Annotated in this window: 19 protein-coding genes; 4 read left to right on the top strand and 15 right to left on the bottom strand. The window is 61.8% G+C overall.

Going from position 1 to position 16,282, the window contains the following annotated elements; all coding sequences use genetic code 11:
• Nucleotides 1–9 precede the first annotated feature (9 nt).
• The 11 genes from tolR to ACYQ2T_RS04985 all read right to left on the bottom strand — a co-directional run bounded on the left by tolR (nucleotide 10) and on the right by ACYQ2T_RS04985 (nucleotide 8,560).
• Nucleotides 10–444: a protein TolR gene (gene tolR / locus ACYQ2T_RS05035; RefSeq protein ID WP_459898956.1), complete on the bottom strand. Its 435-nt coding sequence runs from the start codon at nucleotides 442–444 to the stop codon at nucleotides 10–12.
• Nucleotides 431–1,168, bottom strand: a complete 738-nt coding sequence (locus ACYQ2T_RS05030) for a MotA/TolQ/ExbB proton channel family protein (protein ID WP_404844351.1) — start codon at nucleotides 1,166–1,168, stop codon at nucleotides 431–433. Before ACYQ2T_RS05030 ends, tolR begins: the two co-directional genes overlap by 14 nt.
• A 137-nt stretch (nucleotides 1,169–1,305) precedes the next feature.
• Nucleotides 1,306–2,079 (bottom strand): SIR2 family NAD-dependent protein deacylase, encoded by a 774-nt coding sequence (locus tag ACYQ2T_RS05025; RefSeq protein WP_459898953.1) that lies wholly within the window; start codon nucleotides 2,077–2,079, stop codon nucleotides 1,306–1,308.
• Entirely contained in the window at nucleotides 2,076–2,735 is a 660-nt protein-coding gene (locus ACYQ2T_RS05020; protein ID WP_459898951.1) for a histidinol phosphate phosphatase domain-containing protein, read from the bottom strand. Before ACYQ2T_RS05020 ends, ACYQ2T_RS05025 begins: the two co-directional genes overlap by 4 nt.
• Nucleotides 2,736–2,883: 148 nt before the next feature.
• A complete protein-coding gene (locus tag ACYQ2T_RS05015; protein WP_404844348.1) occupies nucleotides 2,884–3,378 on the bottom strand; it encodes a bifunctional nuclease family protein in 495 nt (164 codons plus the stop codon).
• Nucleotides 3,372–4,739, bottom strand: a complete 1,368-nt coding sequence (miaB, locus tag ACYQ2T_RS05010) for a tRNA (N6-isopentenyl adenosine(37)-C2)-methylthiotransferase MiaB (protein WP_459898948.1) — start codon at nucleotides 4,737–4,739, stop codon at nucleotides 3,372–3,374. The genes ACYQ2T_RS05015 and miaB overlap by 7 nt, the downstream gene beginning before the upstream one ends.
• Before the next feature lie 251 nt (nucleotides 4,740–4,990).
• Entirely contained in the window at nucleotides 4,991–5,587 is a 597-nt protein-coding gene (locus tag ACYQ2T_RS05005) for an adenylyl-sulfate kinase (RefSeq protein ID WP_459898946.1), read from the bottom strand.
• Between the two features lie 2 nt (nucleotides 5,588–5,589).
• Entirely contained in the window at nucleotides 5,590–6,675 is a 1,086-nt protein-coding gene (locus ACYQ2T_RS05000) for a phosphotransferase family protein (protein ID WP_459898944.1), read from the bottom strand.
• Nucleotides 6,676–6,814: 139 nt separating this feature from the next.
• Complete coding sequence (locus ACYQ2T_RS04995; protein WP_459898942.1) at nucleotides 6,815–7,753, bottom strand: carbohydrate kinase family protein; 939 nt, start codon at nucleotides 7,751–7,753, stop codon at nucleotides 6,815–6,817.
• A 10-nt stretch (nucleotides 7,754–7,763) separates the two neighbouring features.
• Complete coding sequence (gene cutA / locus ACYQ2T_RS04990; protein ID WP_459898940.1) at nucleotides 7,764–8,096, bottom strand: divalent-cation tolerance protein CutA; 333 nt, start codon at nucleotides 8,094–8,096, stop codon at nucleotides 7,764–7,766.
• A gap of 311 nt (nucleotides 8,097–8,407) precedes the next feature.
• A complete protein-coding gene (locus ACYQ2T_RS04985; RefSeq protein ID WP_459898938.1) occupies nucleotides 8,408–8,560 on the bottom strand; it encodes a hypothetical protein in 153 nt (50 codons plus the stop codon).
• 50 nt (nucleotides 8,561–8,610) lie between these two features.
• Between ACYQ2T_RS04985 and upp the strand changes: the two genes are divergently transcribed.
• The 4 genes from upp to ACYQ2T_RS04965 all read left to right on the top strand — a co-directional run bounded on the left by upp (nucleotide 8,611) and on the right by ACYQ2T_RS04965 (nucleotide 13,900).
• Complete coding sequence (gene upp, locus ACYQ2T_RS04980) at nucleotides 8,611–9,237, top strand: uracil phosphoribosyltransferase (protein ID WP_404844341.1); 627 nt, start codon at nucleotides 8,611–8,613, stop codon at nucleotides 9,235–9,237.
• A 60-nt stretch (nucleotides 9,238–9,297) separates the two neighbouring features.
• Nucleotides 9,298–10,530, top strand: a complete 1,233-nt coding sequence (locus ACYQ2T_RS04975) for a uracil-xanthine permease family protein (protein ID WP_459898936.1) — start codon at nucleotides 9,298–9,300, stop codon at nucleotides 10,528–10,530.
• A gap of 13 nt (nucleotides 10,531–10,543) precedes the next feature.
• A complete protein-coding gene (locus tag ACYQ2T_RS04970) occupies nucleotides 10,544–11,557 on the top strand; it encodes a GDP-mannose 4,6-dehydratase (protein ID WP_459898934.1) in 1,014 nt (337 codons plus the stop codon).
• 504 nt (nucleotides 11,558–12,061) lie between these two features.
• Nucleotides 12,062–13,900 carry a bifunctional homocysteine S-methyltransferase/methylenetetrahydrofolate reductase gene (locus ACYQ2T_RS04965; RefSeq protein ID WP_459898932.1) on the top strand — a complete coding sequence of 613 codons (1,839 nt, stop codon included), beginning with the start codon at nucleotides 12,062–12,064 and terminating at the stop codon, nucleotides 13,898–13,900.
• Nucleotides 13,901–13,992: 92 nt separating this feature from the next.
• Here the strand turns inward: ACYQ2T_RS04965 and ACYQ2T_RS04960 are convergent, their stop codons facing one another.
• Genes ACYQ2T_RS04960 through hisB form a run of 4 tightly spaced genes read right to left on the bottom strand, consistent with a single transcriptional unit; the run spans nucleotide 13,993 to nucleotide 16,194 of the window.
• Nucleotides 13,993–14,205, bottom strand: a complete 213-nt coding sequence (locus tag ACYQ2T_RS04960; RefSeq protein WP_459898930.1) for a heavy-metal-associated domain-containing protein — start codon at nucleotides 14,203–14,205, stop codon at nucleotides 13,993–13,995.
• Nucleotides 14,206–14,225: 20 nt separating this feature from the next.
• Complete coding sequence (gene hisA / locus ACYQ2T_RS04955) at nucleotides 14,226–14,960, bottom strand: 1-(5-phosphoribosyl)-5-[(5-phosphoribosylamino)methylideneamino]imidazole-4-carboxamide isomerase (RefSeq protein WP_404844336.1); 735 nt, start codon at nucleotides 14,958–14,960, stop codon at nucleotides 14,226–14,228.
• Entirely contained in the window at nucleotides 14,957–15,607 is a 651-nt protein-coding gene (locus tag ACYQ2T_RS04950; protein WP_459898928.1) for a hypothetical protein, read from the bottom strand. The genes hisA and ACYQ2T_RS04950 overlap by 4 nt, the downstream gene beginning before the upstream one ends.
• On the bottom strand, nucleotides 15,607–16,194 hold the full coding sequence (gene hisB / locus ACYQ2T_RS04945; RefSeq protein ID WP_459898926.1) for an imidazoleglycerol-phosphate dehydratase HisB: 588 nt from the start codon (nucleotides 16,192–16,194) through the stop codon (nucleotides 15,607–15,609). Before hisB ends, ACYQ2T_RS04950 begins: the two co-directional genes overlap by 1 nt.
• Nucleotides 16,195–16,282 lie beyond the last annotated feature (88 nt).

Genomic DNA, 16,282 nt, shown 5'->3' with positions numbered 1-16,282 from the left:
CGGCCTAGACTACTTCTCGCCCGGTCGCGCAGGCCGGGTGTCTTCGGGCTCCGCCACGACGCCGAGGCGGTCAATCCCTGCGGATTTCACCTCGCCCATCACGCCGACCACCACGCCGTAGGCCACGGCCTTGTCAGCGCGGATGTAGAGGAACTTGTTCTCGGCCTTGACCAGCCGCTGAAGATGCCCGCCCAGTTCGCCCTGCGGCACCTTGTATTCATCCAGATAGATGGTGCCATCCGCACGGATGGTCAGCACCATGTGGTCCTTGTCTTTCGGCAGGGTCCGCACGGTTTTTGTCTGCGGCAGGTCCACCTCCAGCCCCTGCGTCATCAGCGGCGCGGTGACCATGAAGATAATGAGCAGAACCAGCATGACGTCCACAAAGGGCGTCACGTTGATTTCCGCAATGAATCCCTTTTTATGGGGATTAAAGTCCGCCATTGTCCTCACTCCTCCTGCGCTGCTGGGGCGCATCCACCGTATCGCCGGACAGCTCGCGCTGTACGGTGTTCAGGAACGCACCGGCGAAGTTCACCAGTTCCGTTTCGATGGATTGCAACATGCCAAGGAAGAAGTTGTAGGCAATGGTCGCCGGGATGGCGACGGCCAGCCCAACGGCCGTGGCAATGAGGGCTTCGGAAATGCCCGGGGCCACGGCAGCGAGGGCCGCGGTCTTCATCTGGCCGATGGAGTGGAACGAATGCATGATGCCCCACACGGTGCCGAACAGCCCGATAAAGGGCGCGGAGTTGCCGCATGTGGCCAAAAAGGACAAGGACCGCGACAACCCGCCAAGCTGAGAGCTGACGCCCTGCCTGAGGGCGCGGCGCAGGTTGTCGATGACCACGTCGAGATTCTTGCAGGTGAGCAGGCCGGAGCTTTCCAGCCGCCGCAGTTCGTTCATGGCGCTGACGCCGGAACGGTAGACGGGCGAGGTCTGGTCGCGGCCAAGGGCGCGCATGCCCTCGCCAAGGTCACTTGCGCCGACAAACTTCGTATAATCCTGCCGGGCGCGGCTGCGGGCCTGCGCCAGCACAAACACCTTGAACAATATGATGCTCCAGCTCACCAGAGACATGCAAACGAGCAGTCCGAGCACGAACTTCACCGTCAGCGTCGCGTGGGAAAGCAGAGCAATGACACCGGTCTGCGGTAACATCTCCATATCGGGGTATCCTCGTATCGTGAAAAGTCGATCCGGACGCGCGAGACGCGCCCCGGCATCCATAATCCGGGCGCAGCTTCCGGCCCGGACACACTAGCGTAAAATCACTGTAGTTTAAACCCTACTGGTGGGGCATATCAGGAAACGGCGCAATCATAAAGAAGCGGCAGAACCTCTTGCGCCGGGGCGTCAAAGCGCACATCGGGCAAGGCGCCGTAGGCCGTGGGGCCAAGATTCACCTCAATAACCGCTCCGCCCGCGTTCTTGACGCGGTAGGGGAATGTGTTCGCGGGCATCACGTCGCCGGAGGTGCCAACCACAAGGATGCAGTCCGCCGCGGCAATGAGCGCCTCGGCCCGCCGCCGGGGCTGGTTTGGAATCCCCTCGCCAAAGAACACCACATCCGGGCGCACCACGCCGCCGCAGGATGGACACGTCGGCACGCCAACGCCGCCCAGCGCGGCAAGGTTCACAGCCTCGTACGGACGCGCGCAGCGCATGCAGTGGAAGCGGTCCGCACTGCCGTGGAACTCCACAACCTCGCGCGAACCGGCGCGCTGGTGCAGGCTGTCGATATTCTGGGTGATGACGCCGGTAAGAAGGCCCGCGCGTTCCATGTCCGCCAGGGCAATGTGCGCGGGATTGGGCGACGCCGCGCCGAACATGCCGTGCGCCTCGTGCATGAAGGCCCACACGTCCTCCGGCGCTGTGCGCAGCGCCTGAAGGCTGGCGACCTTTTGCGGGTCGTAGCGCGACCACAGGCCGCCCGGGCTGCGGAAATCCGGAATACCGCTGGGCACCGAAATGCCCGCGCCGGTAAACGCAACAGCGGCGCGAGCTTCCCGCAGAAGCTGCGCCGCCGTTAAAATGTCATCCTGATTGAGCCGCGAGGCCCGTTTTTTCCGGCTCACCGCCCGCCTCCGATAAGCGAGGAGATAATGCGCCGGGACGCGGCCTCTGCCGCGCGGTATTCCTCAATGCTCAGGCCCGCGCCAAGGGCGATGCTGCGCCGCATTTCCTCACCCACAAGGTCGCCCGGTTCATGGGCGTCGTTATTGATGACGAGGGTTGCGCCGTGCTCACGGGCAAGGGCCGCAACATGGCCGTTGGTCAGGCTGTGCCCCTTGCGGGTGGTAATCTCCAGCGCCACGCCCTTTTCCGCCGCAAGGCGAACCTCTTCGGGCGTAATAAGACCCGGGTGCGCCAGCACGTCCACACCGGCTTCAATGGCGGCAAGGTTGGTGCCCTGCTCCACCGGCTCGGCAATGGTTTCGCCGTGGGCCACCACAATGTCCGCGCCAAGCTCGCGGGCGCGGGCCACGGTGTCCGGGATGAGTCCCGGCGGCACATGCGTGACCTCCACCCCGCAGAACAGATCAATCCCGGCGTAGGGGGAGTAGCTCTCAGTGACGCGGCGGACGTTGGTGATGATGAATTCCAGATTGGAGGCATCGGCGTGGTCGGTCATGGCGAGGGCCTTATATCCGGCCACGCGGGCACGGCGCGCAAGCTCCGCAGGGATGAGCGCGCCGTCACTAAAGACGGTATGCGTATGCAGATCTATCATCGGGTCAGGTTCCTTTGGTCGTTGGCCGATGCCATTCGTTTGCGGTGGCGGGGCCAAATGTGTTGCCCAGCGCGCACCCACAGGCATGCGGCCCGAGAAGACAGGCTCGGGCTAGTGCGTCACATAACGCGGAGACGTGGTGACGGTGTCACATCTTGTACTTGGTGTCATCCTCGGAAAATCGCTCCAGAATCTCGCTCCACTTGTCGGAATCTTCCGTGGAGAAGATGGGGCCTTCTCCGGTGCGCACCTCGGTGCTAACCTCGTCAAGGATGGCCTGCGCCACAAAAATGGGACACCCTGCGCGCAGGGCAAGAGCCACCGCGTCCGAAGGGCGGCTGTCTATGCGCCGCTCCTCGCCTTTCATATCCACCACAATTTCCGCATAGTAGGTTCCGCTGTCGAGGCGGGTCACATCCACACGCTGGATGAGTCCGCCCATACCGTTGGTCATGTTGAGGAGGAGGTCGTGGGTCATCGGACGCGGCAGATGCACCTCGTTCAGCGCAAGGGATATGGCCATGGCTTCCATGGCCCCTATCCAGATGGGGAGCGTTTTGGTCTCCTCCAAATCCTTGAGCACGAGGACGGGCACCTGCGCTGTTTCATCCAGCGCCAAACCGACTACCTTCATCTCTACCATGGTTCCCCCACCGCTTTTCCCCACAGGGAATGTTTCTTGGCCGTTTCGATCCGCACGCGAACCAGCTTTCCGGCCAAATCGCCCGCCTCCTCCGGCCAAAGGAAGTTGACGACGCGCCCGTGGCGGTCGCGGCCACGCCAGGAGACGTTCTCTCCCGCGCCCTGCACCTTGCTACGCGATTCCACCAGCACCTCGGCCTCGCGCCCCACGCTGGCGGCCAGCGCCTTGGCGGTCAACTCCTCCTGCAAGGACTGCAACTGGATGAGACGCTCCCCCTTCACGGCTCGGTCGATTTTGAAGGGCATCTTCTCGGCGCGGGTTCCGGGACGGTCCGAGTACATGAACGAAAAGCTCGACTCAAAGCCCACCCGCTCCACGGCGTCCAGCGTCTGGCGGAAGTCCTCGTCCGTCTCGCCGGGGAAACCGACGATAAGGTCCGTGGTGAGCGCAATATCGGGACACGCCGCACGCAGTCCCTCCACAAGGCCCATGTAGCGCTGCATATCGTAGCCACGACCCATAGCTTTCAATACAGTATCTGAACCTGCCTGCATCGGCAAATGCAGTGAGGGACAAAGTGCGTCCAACCGCCCAAAGGCCTCAATGACTTCCGGGGCAATGTCCTTGGGGTGCGAGGTGGTAAACCGCAGGCGCGTCAGCCCCTCAATGCCCGCCACCTGCTCCAAAAGCTGGGCAAAGCTGGTGCCGTCGCCGTGTTTGTCCAGCCCAAAGCTGTTCACGTTCTGCCCCAGCAAAGTAATTTCCCGCACGCCGCGCTGGACAAGGGAACGGCACTCCGCCACCACGTCCGCCGCCTGACGCGACTTCTGGCGACCGCGCACGTAGGGAACAATGCAGTACGCGCAGAAATTGTCACACCCCTTCATGATGTTCACAAACGCCTGCCCCGGCAGATGCGATACCGGACCGTCCTCGGGCAGCACGGCGTCCTGCGCCGGATAGCCGTCTTCAAAGTCCAGCAGCGCGGTGCGGCCCTCGCCGTGCTCGGCCAAGCGGTCCAGTTCCTCGGGGACGCGCCCGGTCTGGTCCGTGCCGAACACAAGGCGCACATACGGATAGCGCGCAAGGAAATTGCGGCCAATCTGCTGCGCCACACAGCCGCCCACGGCCACAAAACGATCCGGGTGCGCCTCCATAATGGCCTTCAGGCGGCCAAGCAGGCTGTAGACCTTCTGCTCCGGCTTCTCGCGCACACTGCACGTATTCACCACGATGACCCGCGCCTCGCCCTCGGGGACCTCGGTCCACCCCCGCGCGGTCAGGGCGCGCGAAACCCACTCGGAATCGTGGACATTCATCTGGCATCCAAAGGTCATCACATGAAAGGTCTTGCTGCTCATATCATATATCCTTGAGGCGGCGATGGCTCGCCGGTGGAAGTCGTCTTGGGCGCGACAGCCGCGCCGAGGCTTCGTGCTTATGAAAAACTGCCGCCGTTGGCAAATCCGCAGCGGCATATCCTCCTCTTCCGGTGGGACATGCCCCAGCCCCTTTGGCCCGCGCGCAGCGCCAAACGCCAAGCGCAAACCAGCCGCCGAAAGCGCCAAGGCTTCCGGCGGCCAGTCCTCAATTGTCATTCAAAGACGGCGGTCTACAGCGAACGCAGCCACTCCCGCACAAAGGCCATGGTCCGGCGGCGGGTTTCCTCCTTGGGGATGTCGTCGTTGGCGATGATAAACTCTGCGCGGGGATTTTCCTCAAAGGGCACATCCACGCCAATGACCTCCCCGAGGCCTTCAAATGCTTCGCCCGTTTCCTTGCGGCGCAGGGCCTTTTCATACAGCCCCGCCATCACCAGCCCGGCGGGGCGCCCCGCTTCGCGCTGCATTGCATTGTCCAACGTGCACTGCACATGCACCTCGGCAAAATGCGGAATAAGCTGGCGGGCGTAGTCGCGCATGGCGACCTGATAGGCGGAGCCGTCCATGACGACGTTGACGCCGTTTTGGACCATCTGCGCGGCCTCCTCGGCAAACATGCGGTAGGCGGCCTCGCGCTCCTGCGCTGTGTACTGCGGACGCGGGAAATACACCTTGCGGCGGGCGTCCATTTGCAGCCACTGCACGGCGTACCCCTCCTTGCGCAGGTCATCCACGATGCCGCGGGCAAGGTTGGACTTTCCCGAACCCGGCAGCCCCACAACCCATATCGCCCAGCACACTTCTCCACACGCGCCAGCTCCGCTCATGGCTACTCCATATACTTATTGATATTGCGCCAATCAAAGCTGTCGTCCTCCAGCACATTTTCAATGAGCCGGAACAGACCACGTCTGACCGCGATGGGATGGTCAGGATACCACTCCGGGGACGCCACGACGAGGGCGCGGAACACATAAAACGGCGCGATGACCTCCAGCATCTGTCTATCGCCCGTTTCCTCCAGATAGGTGTCCCACAGCGTGCGGTACAGCTTTTCAAACGCACCGGACAGGCGCGGCGTGTCGTACAGGCCAAAGAGCAGATAGTTCAGCGTCATGGTCGCCACATCGTCGGCGGGGTCGCCCCACTCGCCGCGGCTGCGGTCCAGCACGCCAAAACTCGGCGGCTCGCCGTCCTGCACCAGCACATTCCACGGGTGGAAGTCGCCATGCACCTCGGCCAGGCGGTCCGTGTAGCCGCGCAGCTTCCAGCGCCAGTCAATCAGCCGCTTTTCCAGCGCCACAAAGCGCTCGGGCGGAAATTCCGAATACGGATGCGGGTAGCCGTCCGCAATGCCAAAAATGCACTCGCAGTCGCCCACAAGGTTGCGGATGCGGCGGATGTACAGGTCGGGGTCGTCGTTTTTGCGGGAATGGATGCGGGCCAGCCAGAGGGCAAACTCGCGGGCGAGGTGCTCATCCTGCGGGCGGAAGTCGCCCTCGCGGATGCGGTAGAGGTCGAGAAAATAGTCCCGCCCCTGAATCTTTTCGTTGATGATGAAGAATTCCTGTGGGTCCGTCACGGGCACCATATGCCCCGAGGTATCCACATAGCCGAGGCCCAGCGGGCGGACGTGGCGCTCCATCTTTGGCCCGGCGGCATGCTGAAAGAGCAGAACACGCGCCCTGTCCCAGTAGCCCTGATGCCCGTAACGGTCGCCACGCATCATGGACAGCACGGCCTGCCGCGTTTCGCCGTTTTCCTCCCAACTGACCAGCAGGGGCTTGCCGTAGCCAAAGTCCTTCATGCCCTGCTCGTCCAGCGAACCGATTTCCCCTACGCCTGTCAGCTTCACACCAGAGCCAAAGGTGTCGCGCAGGTAGCGTTCAACGGCTTCCAGAGTCAGTTCGATCATGTGGCCTCCCGTTTTCAACCGGCAGCCCACAGCGGGGTGCCGGAGTGTTCGGCGGGGACTGACGGCCACGCGGAGGCATTGGCACTTCTGGCCGCTGGGCGGCGCTGGCCCCCGCACGGGGCGGGGGCCACGGGTCCGCTTAGTCCGTCTGTCCGAAATTCTTCCTATAGTGCTCCCAGAACTCCTCTTCTGTAAAGGAATGTTCCTGCGTCCCCATGCACTCAATGCACCACGTGGCGCAGCACGCGCCAATGCGGGCGGCTTCGGACAGGTCCTTGCCCATGGTGATGCCCTTGAGCAGTCCCGCGCGGAAGGCGTCGCCAGCACCGGTGGGGTCCACCACTTTGCCGACAGATGCGGCGCGGATTTCCGTCACGTCGGACGTCTCATGCACAGTGCAGCCCTTTTCGCCAAGGGTCGTGATGATATTCTGCGTGCGGTTCATCAGCTGGTCCAGAGACAGGTCCGTCGCGCGCAGGATCATTTCCAGCTCGTAGTCATTGGACACCAAAATCCACGAGCCGGTGATGGCTTCCAGCAGCTTTTCGCCGGGGATGGCGGTGATGTTCTGGCCCGGGTCAAAGATGTAGCGCATGCCCATCTCGCGGAATTTCTTCGCAAGGCCAATGGTGTCCTCGTGGTTGCCGGGGGCGATGATGGCGATATCCTTTTCCGGGTCCGCACTGGAGAAGTCGTACTCGCAGGGGAAGCCCATGGCGCCGGGGTTGAAGCAGGTAATCTGGTTGTCGGCAAGGTCGGAGGTGATGTGGCAGTTGGCCGTCAGGGCCTCGTCCACGATGCGGATGCCTTCGGTCGTCAGGTCCAGGGCCTTCAGCCGCTCCTCATATCGACCAAAGTCGTCACGCCCCGCAGACGAGACGATGACCGGCTTCTCGCCCAGCAGCGACATGCTGTAGGCAATGTTGCCCGCGGTGCCGCCAAAGCGCTCCTTAAGGCCGTTGCCAACGAAGCACACGTTCAGGATGTGCAGCTTGTCGGGCAGGATGTGGTCCGAGAATTTGCCGGGGTAGGTCATGATGCGGTCAAAGGCCAGAGAGCCGAAGACGAAGGTCTGCATGTATTCTCCTCTAGGATGGTGTTGAGTCCGGGGTTGTGGATTCCGCAATCCAGCTGAGGAATTGCGGATCACCCGCCGCCACGGGCATGGCAATGATGCACGGCGTGTCATAGGAGTGCACCTCGCGCACGGCGCGGGCCAGCTCCTCGAAACGGGAGCGCCGGGTTTTGGCGATGAACGCGGTTTCGCCCTCGTCTTGCACCGCGCCGTCCCACCAGAACATGGACTGAATGGTCCCAAGGATGTTCACGCAGGCGGCAAGGCGGCGCTCCACGAGCACCGCGCCGATACGGCGGGCATCTTCCGCGTCCGAAGCAGTCATGTAGACAAGAATCGTGTCCATGTAAAATCCTCACAACGTTGCAGGTTATCCAATATTTTCCGCCACGGGCACCAGCGGGGCCAGACGCACCGGGGACTTTCCCGCATGCACCACCCGCCACACCGCATGTGGAACAATCCCAGAAATATCATTTATTCGCCTGCTGACGGCGCGCAGAACACAAGCGCAGCACCACTCGCCCACGGCACGTAAACGTGGTATCCAAGGGGCCACATCACAGATGTCAGCCGCCGCAAGGGCGATTGGTTCACTGCATTAGCAGGGGGAGGCTCCATGTTTCCGCTCCACACCACATCCCACCGGCAGACGCCTTACACGCCGCCGCCACGCTGCCGCACACCAAGCGGCGGATTCTTCCACATCACCACGACGCTTTGCTTTTTCCGCGAGAGGCCAATGCTGGCGCGCATTTTGGCTTGACCTTGTAAGCCTTTGCGGGTAAGGACGACAAGATTTTGCGCCACGCATTTTCCACGTCATAAAACAACCCCACAAAGTAAGCCTAGGAGATACCATGGCAGTTCATGTTGTGGACCACCCGCTGGTCCGGCATAAGCTCGGCCTGCTGAGACAGGTCGGCCTGAGCACAAAGGATTTTCGCGCCCTTTCCAACGAAGTTGCACGTCTGCTCACCTACGAGGCCACGCAGGATCTCGAAACCGAGCTGGCCACCATCGAAGGCTGGGCCGGTCCCACTCAGGCGGACTCCATCAAGGGCAAGACCCTGACCGTTGTGCCCATCCTGCGCGCCGGTATCGGCATGCTGGACGGCGTGCTGGACATGGTGCCCGGCGCCAAGGTCAGCGTTGTTGGCCTGTTCCGTAACGAGGAGACCCTCGAACCCGTCGAGTACTACACCAAGCTCGCCAACAAGATCGAAGACCGCATGGCCCTTATTCTGGACCCCATGCTGGCCACCGGCGGCACCCTCATCGCCACCATCGACATCCTGAAGAAGGCTGGCTGCAAGAACATCCGCGGCATCTTCCTCGTGGCTGCGCCCGAAGGTCTGGAGCGCCTGCACGAGAAGCACCCCGACGTGGAAGTCTACACCGCCAGCGTGGACGAGCGCCTCGACGAAAACGGCTACATCCTGCCCGGTCTTGGTGACGCGGGAGACAAGATCTTCGGCACCAAGTAGTGCCACACCTGTCCCCCACGACATCATATAACCATACAGCATAGCAAGAAGGAGAAGGATATGGCCGCGACGGATTATGCATTCCGCCTGAAAGACAGCCTCATCGGCGCGCAGATGCTCTTTGTGGCGTTTGGCGCATTGGTGCTGGTTCCCCTGCTCACAGGGCTTGACCCCAACGTGGCCATGTTCACGGCCGGTGCCGGAACGCTGCTGTTCCAGTTTGTCACCAAACGCAGTGTGCCCATTTTTCTGGCATCCTCCTTCGCCTTCATCGCGCCCATCATCTACGGCGTGGAAACATGGGGCATCCCCGCGACAATGAGCGGCCTTGCCGCAGCCGGCGTCTTTTACGTGCTGCTGTCCGCCCTCATCAAGTTCCGCGGCGCGGGCATTTTGCACCGCGTGCTGCCCCCCATCGTCACCGGCCCGGTTATCATGGTCATCGGCCTGCTGCTCGCCAAGACCGCCATCTTCATGGCCGTCGGCAAGTCCGGCGACGGCTCCCTGGAGCTTATCCCCCGCGACACAGCCCTGACCGTGTCCATGATTTCCCTCGCCGTGACGATTCTGGTCTCCCTGCTGGGACGAGGCTTCTTTAAGCTTATCCCCATCCTGTGCGGCATTGTGTCCGGCTACATCGTCAGCCTGTTCTTCGGCATTGTGGATTTCTCCGCCGTTGCCGACGCCCCGTGGCTGGCCGTGCCGAACTTCGTCACACCTGAGTTCAACATCGAAGCCATCCTGTTCATTGTGCCTGTCGCCATCGCCCCGGCCATTGAACACTTTGGCGACGTGCTGGCCATCAGCTCCGTCACCGGAAAGGACTACATCAAAAGCCCCGGCGTTCACCGCACCATGCTGGGCGATGGTCTGGCAACCGCGCTGGCCTCCTGTCTCGGCGGTCCGCCGAACACCACCTACTCCGAGGTCACCGGCGCCGTCGCACTCACCAAGTCCTTCAACCCCGGCGTGATGACATGGGCCGCACTGACGGCCATCGTTCTCGCCTTTGTGGGCAAGCTGGGCGCAGTGCTGCACACCATCCCCACCCCGGTCATGGGCGGCATCATGATTCTGCTCTTCGGCGCTATCTCCGTTGTTGGCATGAACGCCCTCGTCAAAGCAGGCGACGACCTCATGGAACCCCGCAACATGGCCATCGTGGCCGTTATTCTCGTGTTCGGCATCGGCGGAATGAGCTTCGGCGTCGCCAAAGTCACCTTGACAGGCATCGGACTCTCAGGTGTCATCGGCGTCGTTTTGAACCTCGTTCTTCCACAGACCAAGCACTAGGCGGAATGATTCCATGCAGTTCTACAAAGGCAAAAAGGTCATGGTCACCGGCGGCTGCGGCTTCATCGGCTCCAACCTCGTCATCCGACTGGTTGAAGCCGGGGCCGACGTCACCGTTGTCGACTCCATGATCGACGAATACGGCGGCAACCTGCACAATATCGCTCCGGTTAAGGACGATATCCGGCTCAATATCTCGGACGTGCGCGACCGGGTCGCCATGCAGTACCTCATCCGCGGGCAGGAGTTTATCTTCAACCTCGCCGGACAGGTCAGCCATATCGACTCTATGCACGATCCCTACACGGACCTTGAGATTAACGCCAAGGCCCAGCTGGGCGTGCTGGAAGCCTGCCGCTACTACAACCGTGATGCCAGACTGGTGCTCACCAGCACCCGCCAAATCTACGGCAAACCGCACTACATGCCCGTTGATGAAAACCACCCCCTCGACCCCGTGGACGTCAACGGCATCAACTGCATTGCCGGCGAATGGTACCACCTGCTCTACAACAAAGTGTACGGCATCCCCGCCGCCGTGCTGCGGCTGACCAACACCTACGGGCCGCGTCAGCTGCTCAAGCACAACCGGCAGGGCTTCCTCGGCTGGTTCATCCGACTCGTCGCCGAAGATAAGCAAATCCAGCTCTACGGCGACGGCGCACAGCGCCGCGATATGAACTACGTAGACGACGTCGTCGACGCCATCCTCACCGCAGGAAAAGACAACCGCGCCGCAGGACAGGTCTACAACCTCGCCGGCGATGAGCCCATCAGCCTCAAAGACATCTGCGAGCGAATGATCGCCACCGCTGGCAAAGGCAGCTTCAAGCTCGTCCCGTGGCCAGAGGAAAAAAAGAAGATCGACATCGGCGACTTCTACGGCGACTGCTCAAAGATCACCAATGACCTCGGCTGGGCACCCAAGGTCTCCATCAACGAAGGCCTCAAAAAAACCTTCGACTACTACGAGACCTGCCTCAACGAATATATCAAGGACAGCGGCGAACATCCCCTCAAGCCCTAACCGGCACCAAGGACGCCCTCCCTGAATCGATATGCTCACCACAGCGGCCACCCAACACGGGTGGCCGCTTTTTTTGGGGCCAACACGACGAAGAGAGAAGAGAGCCTCCGGCGGGTTAAGGAAATAATTTCCTTAACAATCCTTAGGATTTTCAGGAGCGGAAGCCGCTCCTGAAAATACGGGGTCGTGGCTGGTGAGCTGAGGAAGAAAACTGTGGCGCGCCCTATCCCGGCTCAAAAACTCGTCGAGGAAGCTTCGAGTGACATTATAACGAGCACGCCACATCTCCCCACCAGGAACTCGTCTTTTCGGGGCGGCTTCCGCCCCGAAAAGTATGGGGATTCTCAAGGGAATCATTCCCTTGAGCCGCCGGAGGCCCTCTTTCCTCTTTGCTTCGCCTTCCCGCCGGAGGCATCCCCCCCTACCAGCGCCGCTGTGCTATCTTGACAAGACATAGCCACGCGGTCAGTCTTTGTGGCCCCGCATTTGGGGAAAGGGAAAACCATGCAACGCGATTTTTTACAAGAACTTGCACGCCGCCGCATTGTGGCGGATGGCGCGATGGGGTCGCGCATCCACGAGAAGGGTGTGGGCGCGGAGTCGTGCTATGACGAATTGAATGTGACCCAGCCGGAGCTGATTATTGCCATCCATGATGAGTACATCCGTGCTGGGGCAGAGTTTATTGAGACGAACACGTTTGGCGCGAATGAACTCAAGCTGGAGCGCTTTGGCCTTGCGGACAAGCTGCACCTGATAAACCGGCGCGGCGCGGAGATTGCGCGGACGTGCGCCGGAGACGGGGCGTGGGTTGGCGGCTCCATGGGGCCGCTGGGCCGCCTTGAGGACATGCCCTCGCCTGAGCGCATCGGTGAAATGTACACGGCGCAGGCCTTGGCGCTGGCCGAGGGTGGCGCGGACGTGATGGTTCTGGAGACCTTCTCGCGTCTGGACATGCTGCTGCCTGCGGTCACGGCAGTGAAACGCGCTACAGGCCTCCCTGTCGTCGCGCAGATGGTCTTTACAAGTCAGGGTGGCTCCTTTAGCGGCAAAACGCCTGAGGAGTGCCTGCACGCCCTCGTGGAGGCCGGTGCAGATGTGGTTGGCATCAACTGCGGCACGGGGCCGCTTGGCGTTCTGGAAACCTTGCGCCGCGTGGGCGACCCGGGCGCTCTGCTGTCGGTCTTCCCGAACTCCGGCTACCCGGAGCGCTCCGGGGACAGATTGCTGTACGGCAGCGCGCCGGACTACTTTGCGGAAACGGTGATGCGCTGCGCCGAGCTTGGCGCGCGCCTGCTGGGCGGGTGCTGCGGCACAACGCCGGAGCATATTGCCGCACTGCGCCGCCTGCTGGACGCGGCGGAACCTGCGGCGAAGGCTCTGCCCAAGGCCACGCCCCGCGCCGGCGACTCGCAGACGCAGGACGCCGCTCCGCGTTCGTTGCCGCCGACGCTGTTCAGCCAAAAGCTGGGGCGTAAAAAAATGGTACTGGTGGAGCTTGACCCGCCGAAGCATCTTGATGTGTCGCAGGCCTTGGAGGCGACAGACGCCATAGCCAGCGCGGGCGCGGACGCCATCACCATCGCGGAGAATCCGCTGGCGGTGCCGCGACTGTCAAACACCATCCTTGCGGGCATGATACGCCGCCGCACGGGGTGTGAGGTAATTGTGCACCTGACGGGCCGCGACAGAAACCTCATTGGCATGCAGGCTACGCTGATGGGGCTGGCTGTAGATGGGCTGTCCAATGTGCTGGCCGTAACGGGCGACCCGCCCCCTGCCGGCGCTGACGATGTGGTGAAGGGCGTCTTTGACGTACGCTCCTTTGACCTCATCAGCCTGACGAAAACATTCAATGAGGGCGTGAACCACCACGGCGATTCCATGCGCCTGAAGGCGAACTTCTGCACGGGCGCGGCGTATAACCCGAATACGCGCAACAAGGCGCTTCAGGTGCGGCGCATGGAGCGCAAGATAGAGTGCGGGGCGGAATACTTCCTGACGCAACCTGTGTACACGCGCGAAGCCATTGACGAGGTGCGCGAACTCACGGCGCATATTACGGTGCCCATCTTCCTTGGAATTATGCCGCTTGTCAGCTCGCGCAATGCGGAGTTTTTGCACAACGAGTTCCCGGGCATCAGCATCCCGGACGACACCCGCCGCCGCATGCGCGAGGCAGGCGACAACGGCGCGGCCGTGGGGACGGAAATTGCGTGGGAACTGATGGAGTACGCGTGGCCGCACTTCTCGGGCATCTACATTATGCCCCCGTTCAACCGCTACGCCATTGCCCGCGACCTGATGCAACGCCTGCACGAGGGCGGCTACTGGACACCGTAAACTGGCGCAAGAAGACACTGACCAGAGAACGCAAAACCGCCCCGGAAGGCACAGCCTTCCGGGGCGGTTACGTTGTGGCGTGATGCCGAGGGCTAGTCTGCCGCCGCGCCCGGCTCAAAGCCGATGGCGGAGATGGCGTCCTTCACCTTCTGCATATCGACGGGGCTGTCCTCCTCAAAGGTCGCCTTGGCGTCTTCGAGGCTGACGTTCAGGTCCTTCACACCCGGCACCTTGCTCAGTGCGTCGGTAACGGAAGCAACACAATGCTGGCAGCTCATGCCTTTGACTTCAATGCTCTTGGACATGGTTCACTCCTTGAGTGGTTTTACGCGCTCTGGGCGTCGATCCATTCGTGGGCCTCGGCGAGATCAAGGGTGCCTTCGTAGACGGCCTTCCCTGTGATAGCTCCTTCGAGACCCTGCCTACAGAGGGGGTAAAGAGCGCGGATGTCGTCCATGGTGGCAACGCCGCCGGCGGCGACAACGGGGAGCCTCGTCGCTTCGCACAGCTTGGCGAGGGCGTCCACGTTCACGCCGGACTGCATGCCGTCGCGGCTGATGTCGGTGTAAATGATAAAGCTGGTCCCCTGCTCTTCAAGGCGGGGGATAACGTCGAACACGGTGTAGCCGGAATCCTCCACCCAGCCCTTGGTCTTGAGCTTGCCGTCCACGGCGTCGAGAGAGACGCCGATGCGGCCGGGGAAGGCGGCGCACAACTCGCCGTAGAGGTCCGGGTCCTCAAGGGCCATGGTGCCAATGATAAGCCGGGACACACCGGCCTCAAGGTAGGCCGCGGCGGTCTTGATATCCCGAATGCCGCCACCAAGCTGCACGGGGATGTCCAGCTTGGAGCAGATGGTGGAGATTTGCTCGTAGTTGGCGGGGTGGCCGTCAAAAGCGCCGTCGAGGTCGACGATGTGCAGATAGCGCGCGCCGTGCTCCAGCCAATGCATGGCGGCGTCCACGGGGCTGTCGTTAAAGACGGTGACCTTGTCGGCCAACCCTTGCTTCAAACGGACGCACTTGCCGTCCTTGATGTCGACTGCGGGAAAAACGATCACAATCCGAGCTCCTTCACGCCACGGCTGATGCCTTCGCGGGCCAATTCAGTTGCCGTGATCCACTTGCCTTTACGTTTGACGAACTTGTCCGCTTCCAAAATATTCTCAGTGAGCGAGAGCTGCTCCTCGTCGAAGTGATACCGCGCCGCAATGGTGCCAGCGTTCACGTCCACAAGGAACAGGTCCAAGACAACGGCGGCTGGCTCACGGACGGCCACTTCACTGCCGTCGCGCTCCTGCCAGTAAAGCAGCTGGGGCACCAGCAGGTAGTCCACCCCAAGGCACATGCCAACGCCCACCCACTGGTCCAAAGACGCGGTGGCGCGCACGCTGGCCAGCCGGGAAATAACAATGTGCGTGCACCGCAAGGCCGCGCCGGGCCGCACATAGTCCGTGGTCCCACTTTCGGCGAGGGCTTCCCGCAGCTGCATATCCAACCCTTCAAGCACCTCGGTCTTTACGGGCTTGGCATTCTCGGGAATGTAACCCGCCAGCAGTTCACTTGAAGTTTCGGGCTGGTTGAAGAAGACAACGCCAATATACCCTTGCGGGCCTTCCACCGGGACATTGGCCCGCTGGCAACCGGCAAAAAGGAGCACGGCGACAGCCGCGAGCATCAAGAAATAGAGTGATTTCCGCGTCTTCATTAGTCAAGCCTCCCTTTTGTGCTCAGCACCCCACTGCGCTCGCACGAGGCCGCCTGACGAAACGCCAGACCAAAGCCCTTGCAGGCAGATTCCAAAAGATGATGGGCGTTGCGGCCATACAGGAACTGCATGTGAAGATTCAGGCCCGCGCGGAACGCCACGGACTTGAAGAATTCGCGCCAGACGTCCTTTTCCTCGCCAGCGACGAGGTCCGGGACAACGGCGTCGTCATAGACCAAATAGGCGCGTCCGGAGATGTCGAGGTCCACCTGTGTGATGGCCTCGTCCATGGGCACACGGGCATTGCCCACGCGGGCGATGCCTTCCTTGGAGCCAATGGCGTCGGCAATGGCCGCGCCAAGGCACAGGCCGACGTCTTCAAGGCTATGGTGCGCGTCAATATGTGTATCGCCCTCGCATTTGAGGGTCAGGTCCCACCCCGCCCAAAAGGCCATCAGGGTGAGCATATGGTCTGCAAAGCCAATTCCGGTGGCGATGTCCGTGGTTCCGCTGCCGTCGAGGGTCAACGAAAGAGTGATGTCCGTCTCGCGAGTGGTGCGCGTAATCTGCGCGGCGCGCAGTGCCATGAGCTTCTCCGTTTCATGTGGTGTTCAAGGGAGTTACCAAACCCTATCCTGCACCCAGTAGCATGCCTGTTTTCCCCTGCAAGGTCAA

It is taken from the genome of Desulfobaculum senezii (assembly GCF_054657395.1).
The sequence above is the reverse complement of the archived record's forward strand: the minus strand, read 5'-3'. Positions and strand labels throughout refer to the sequence as shown.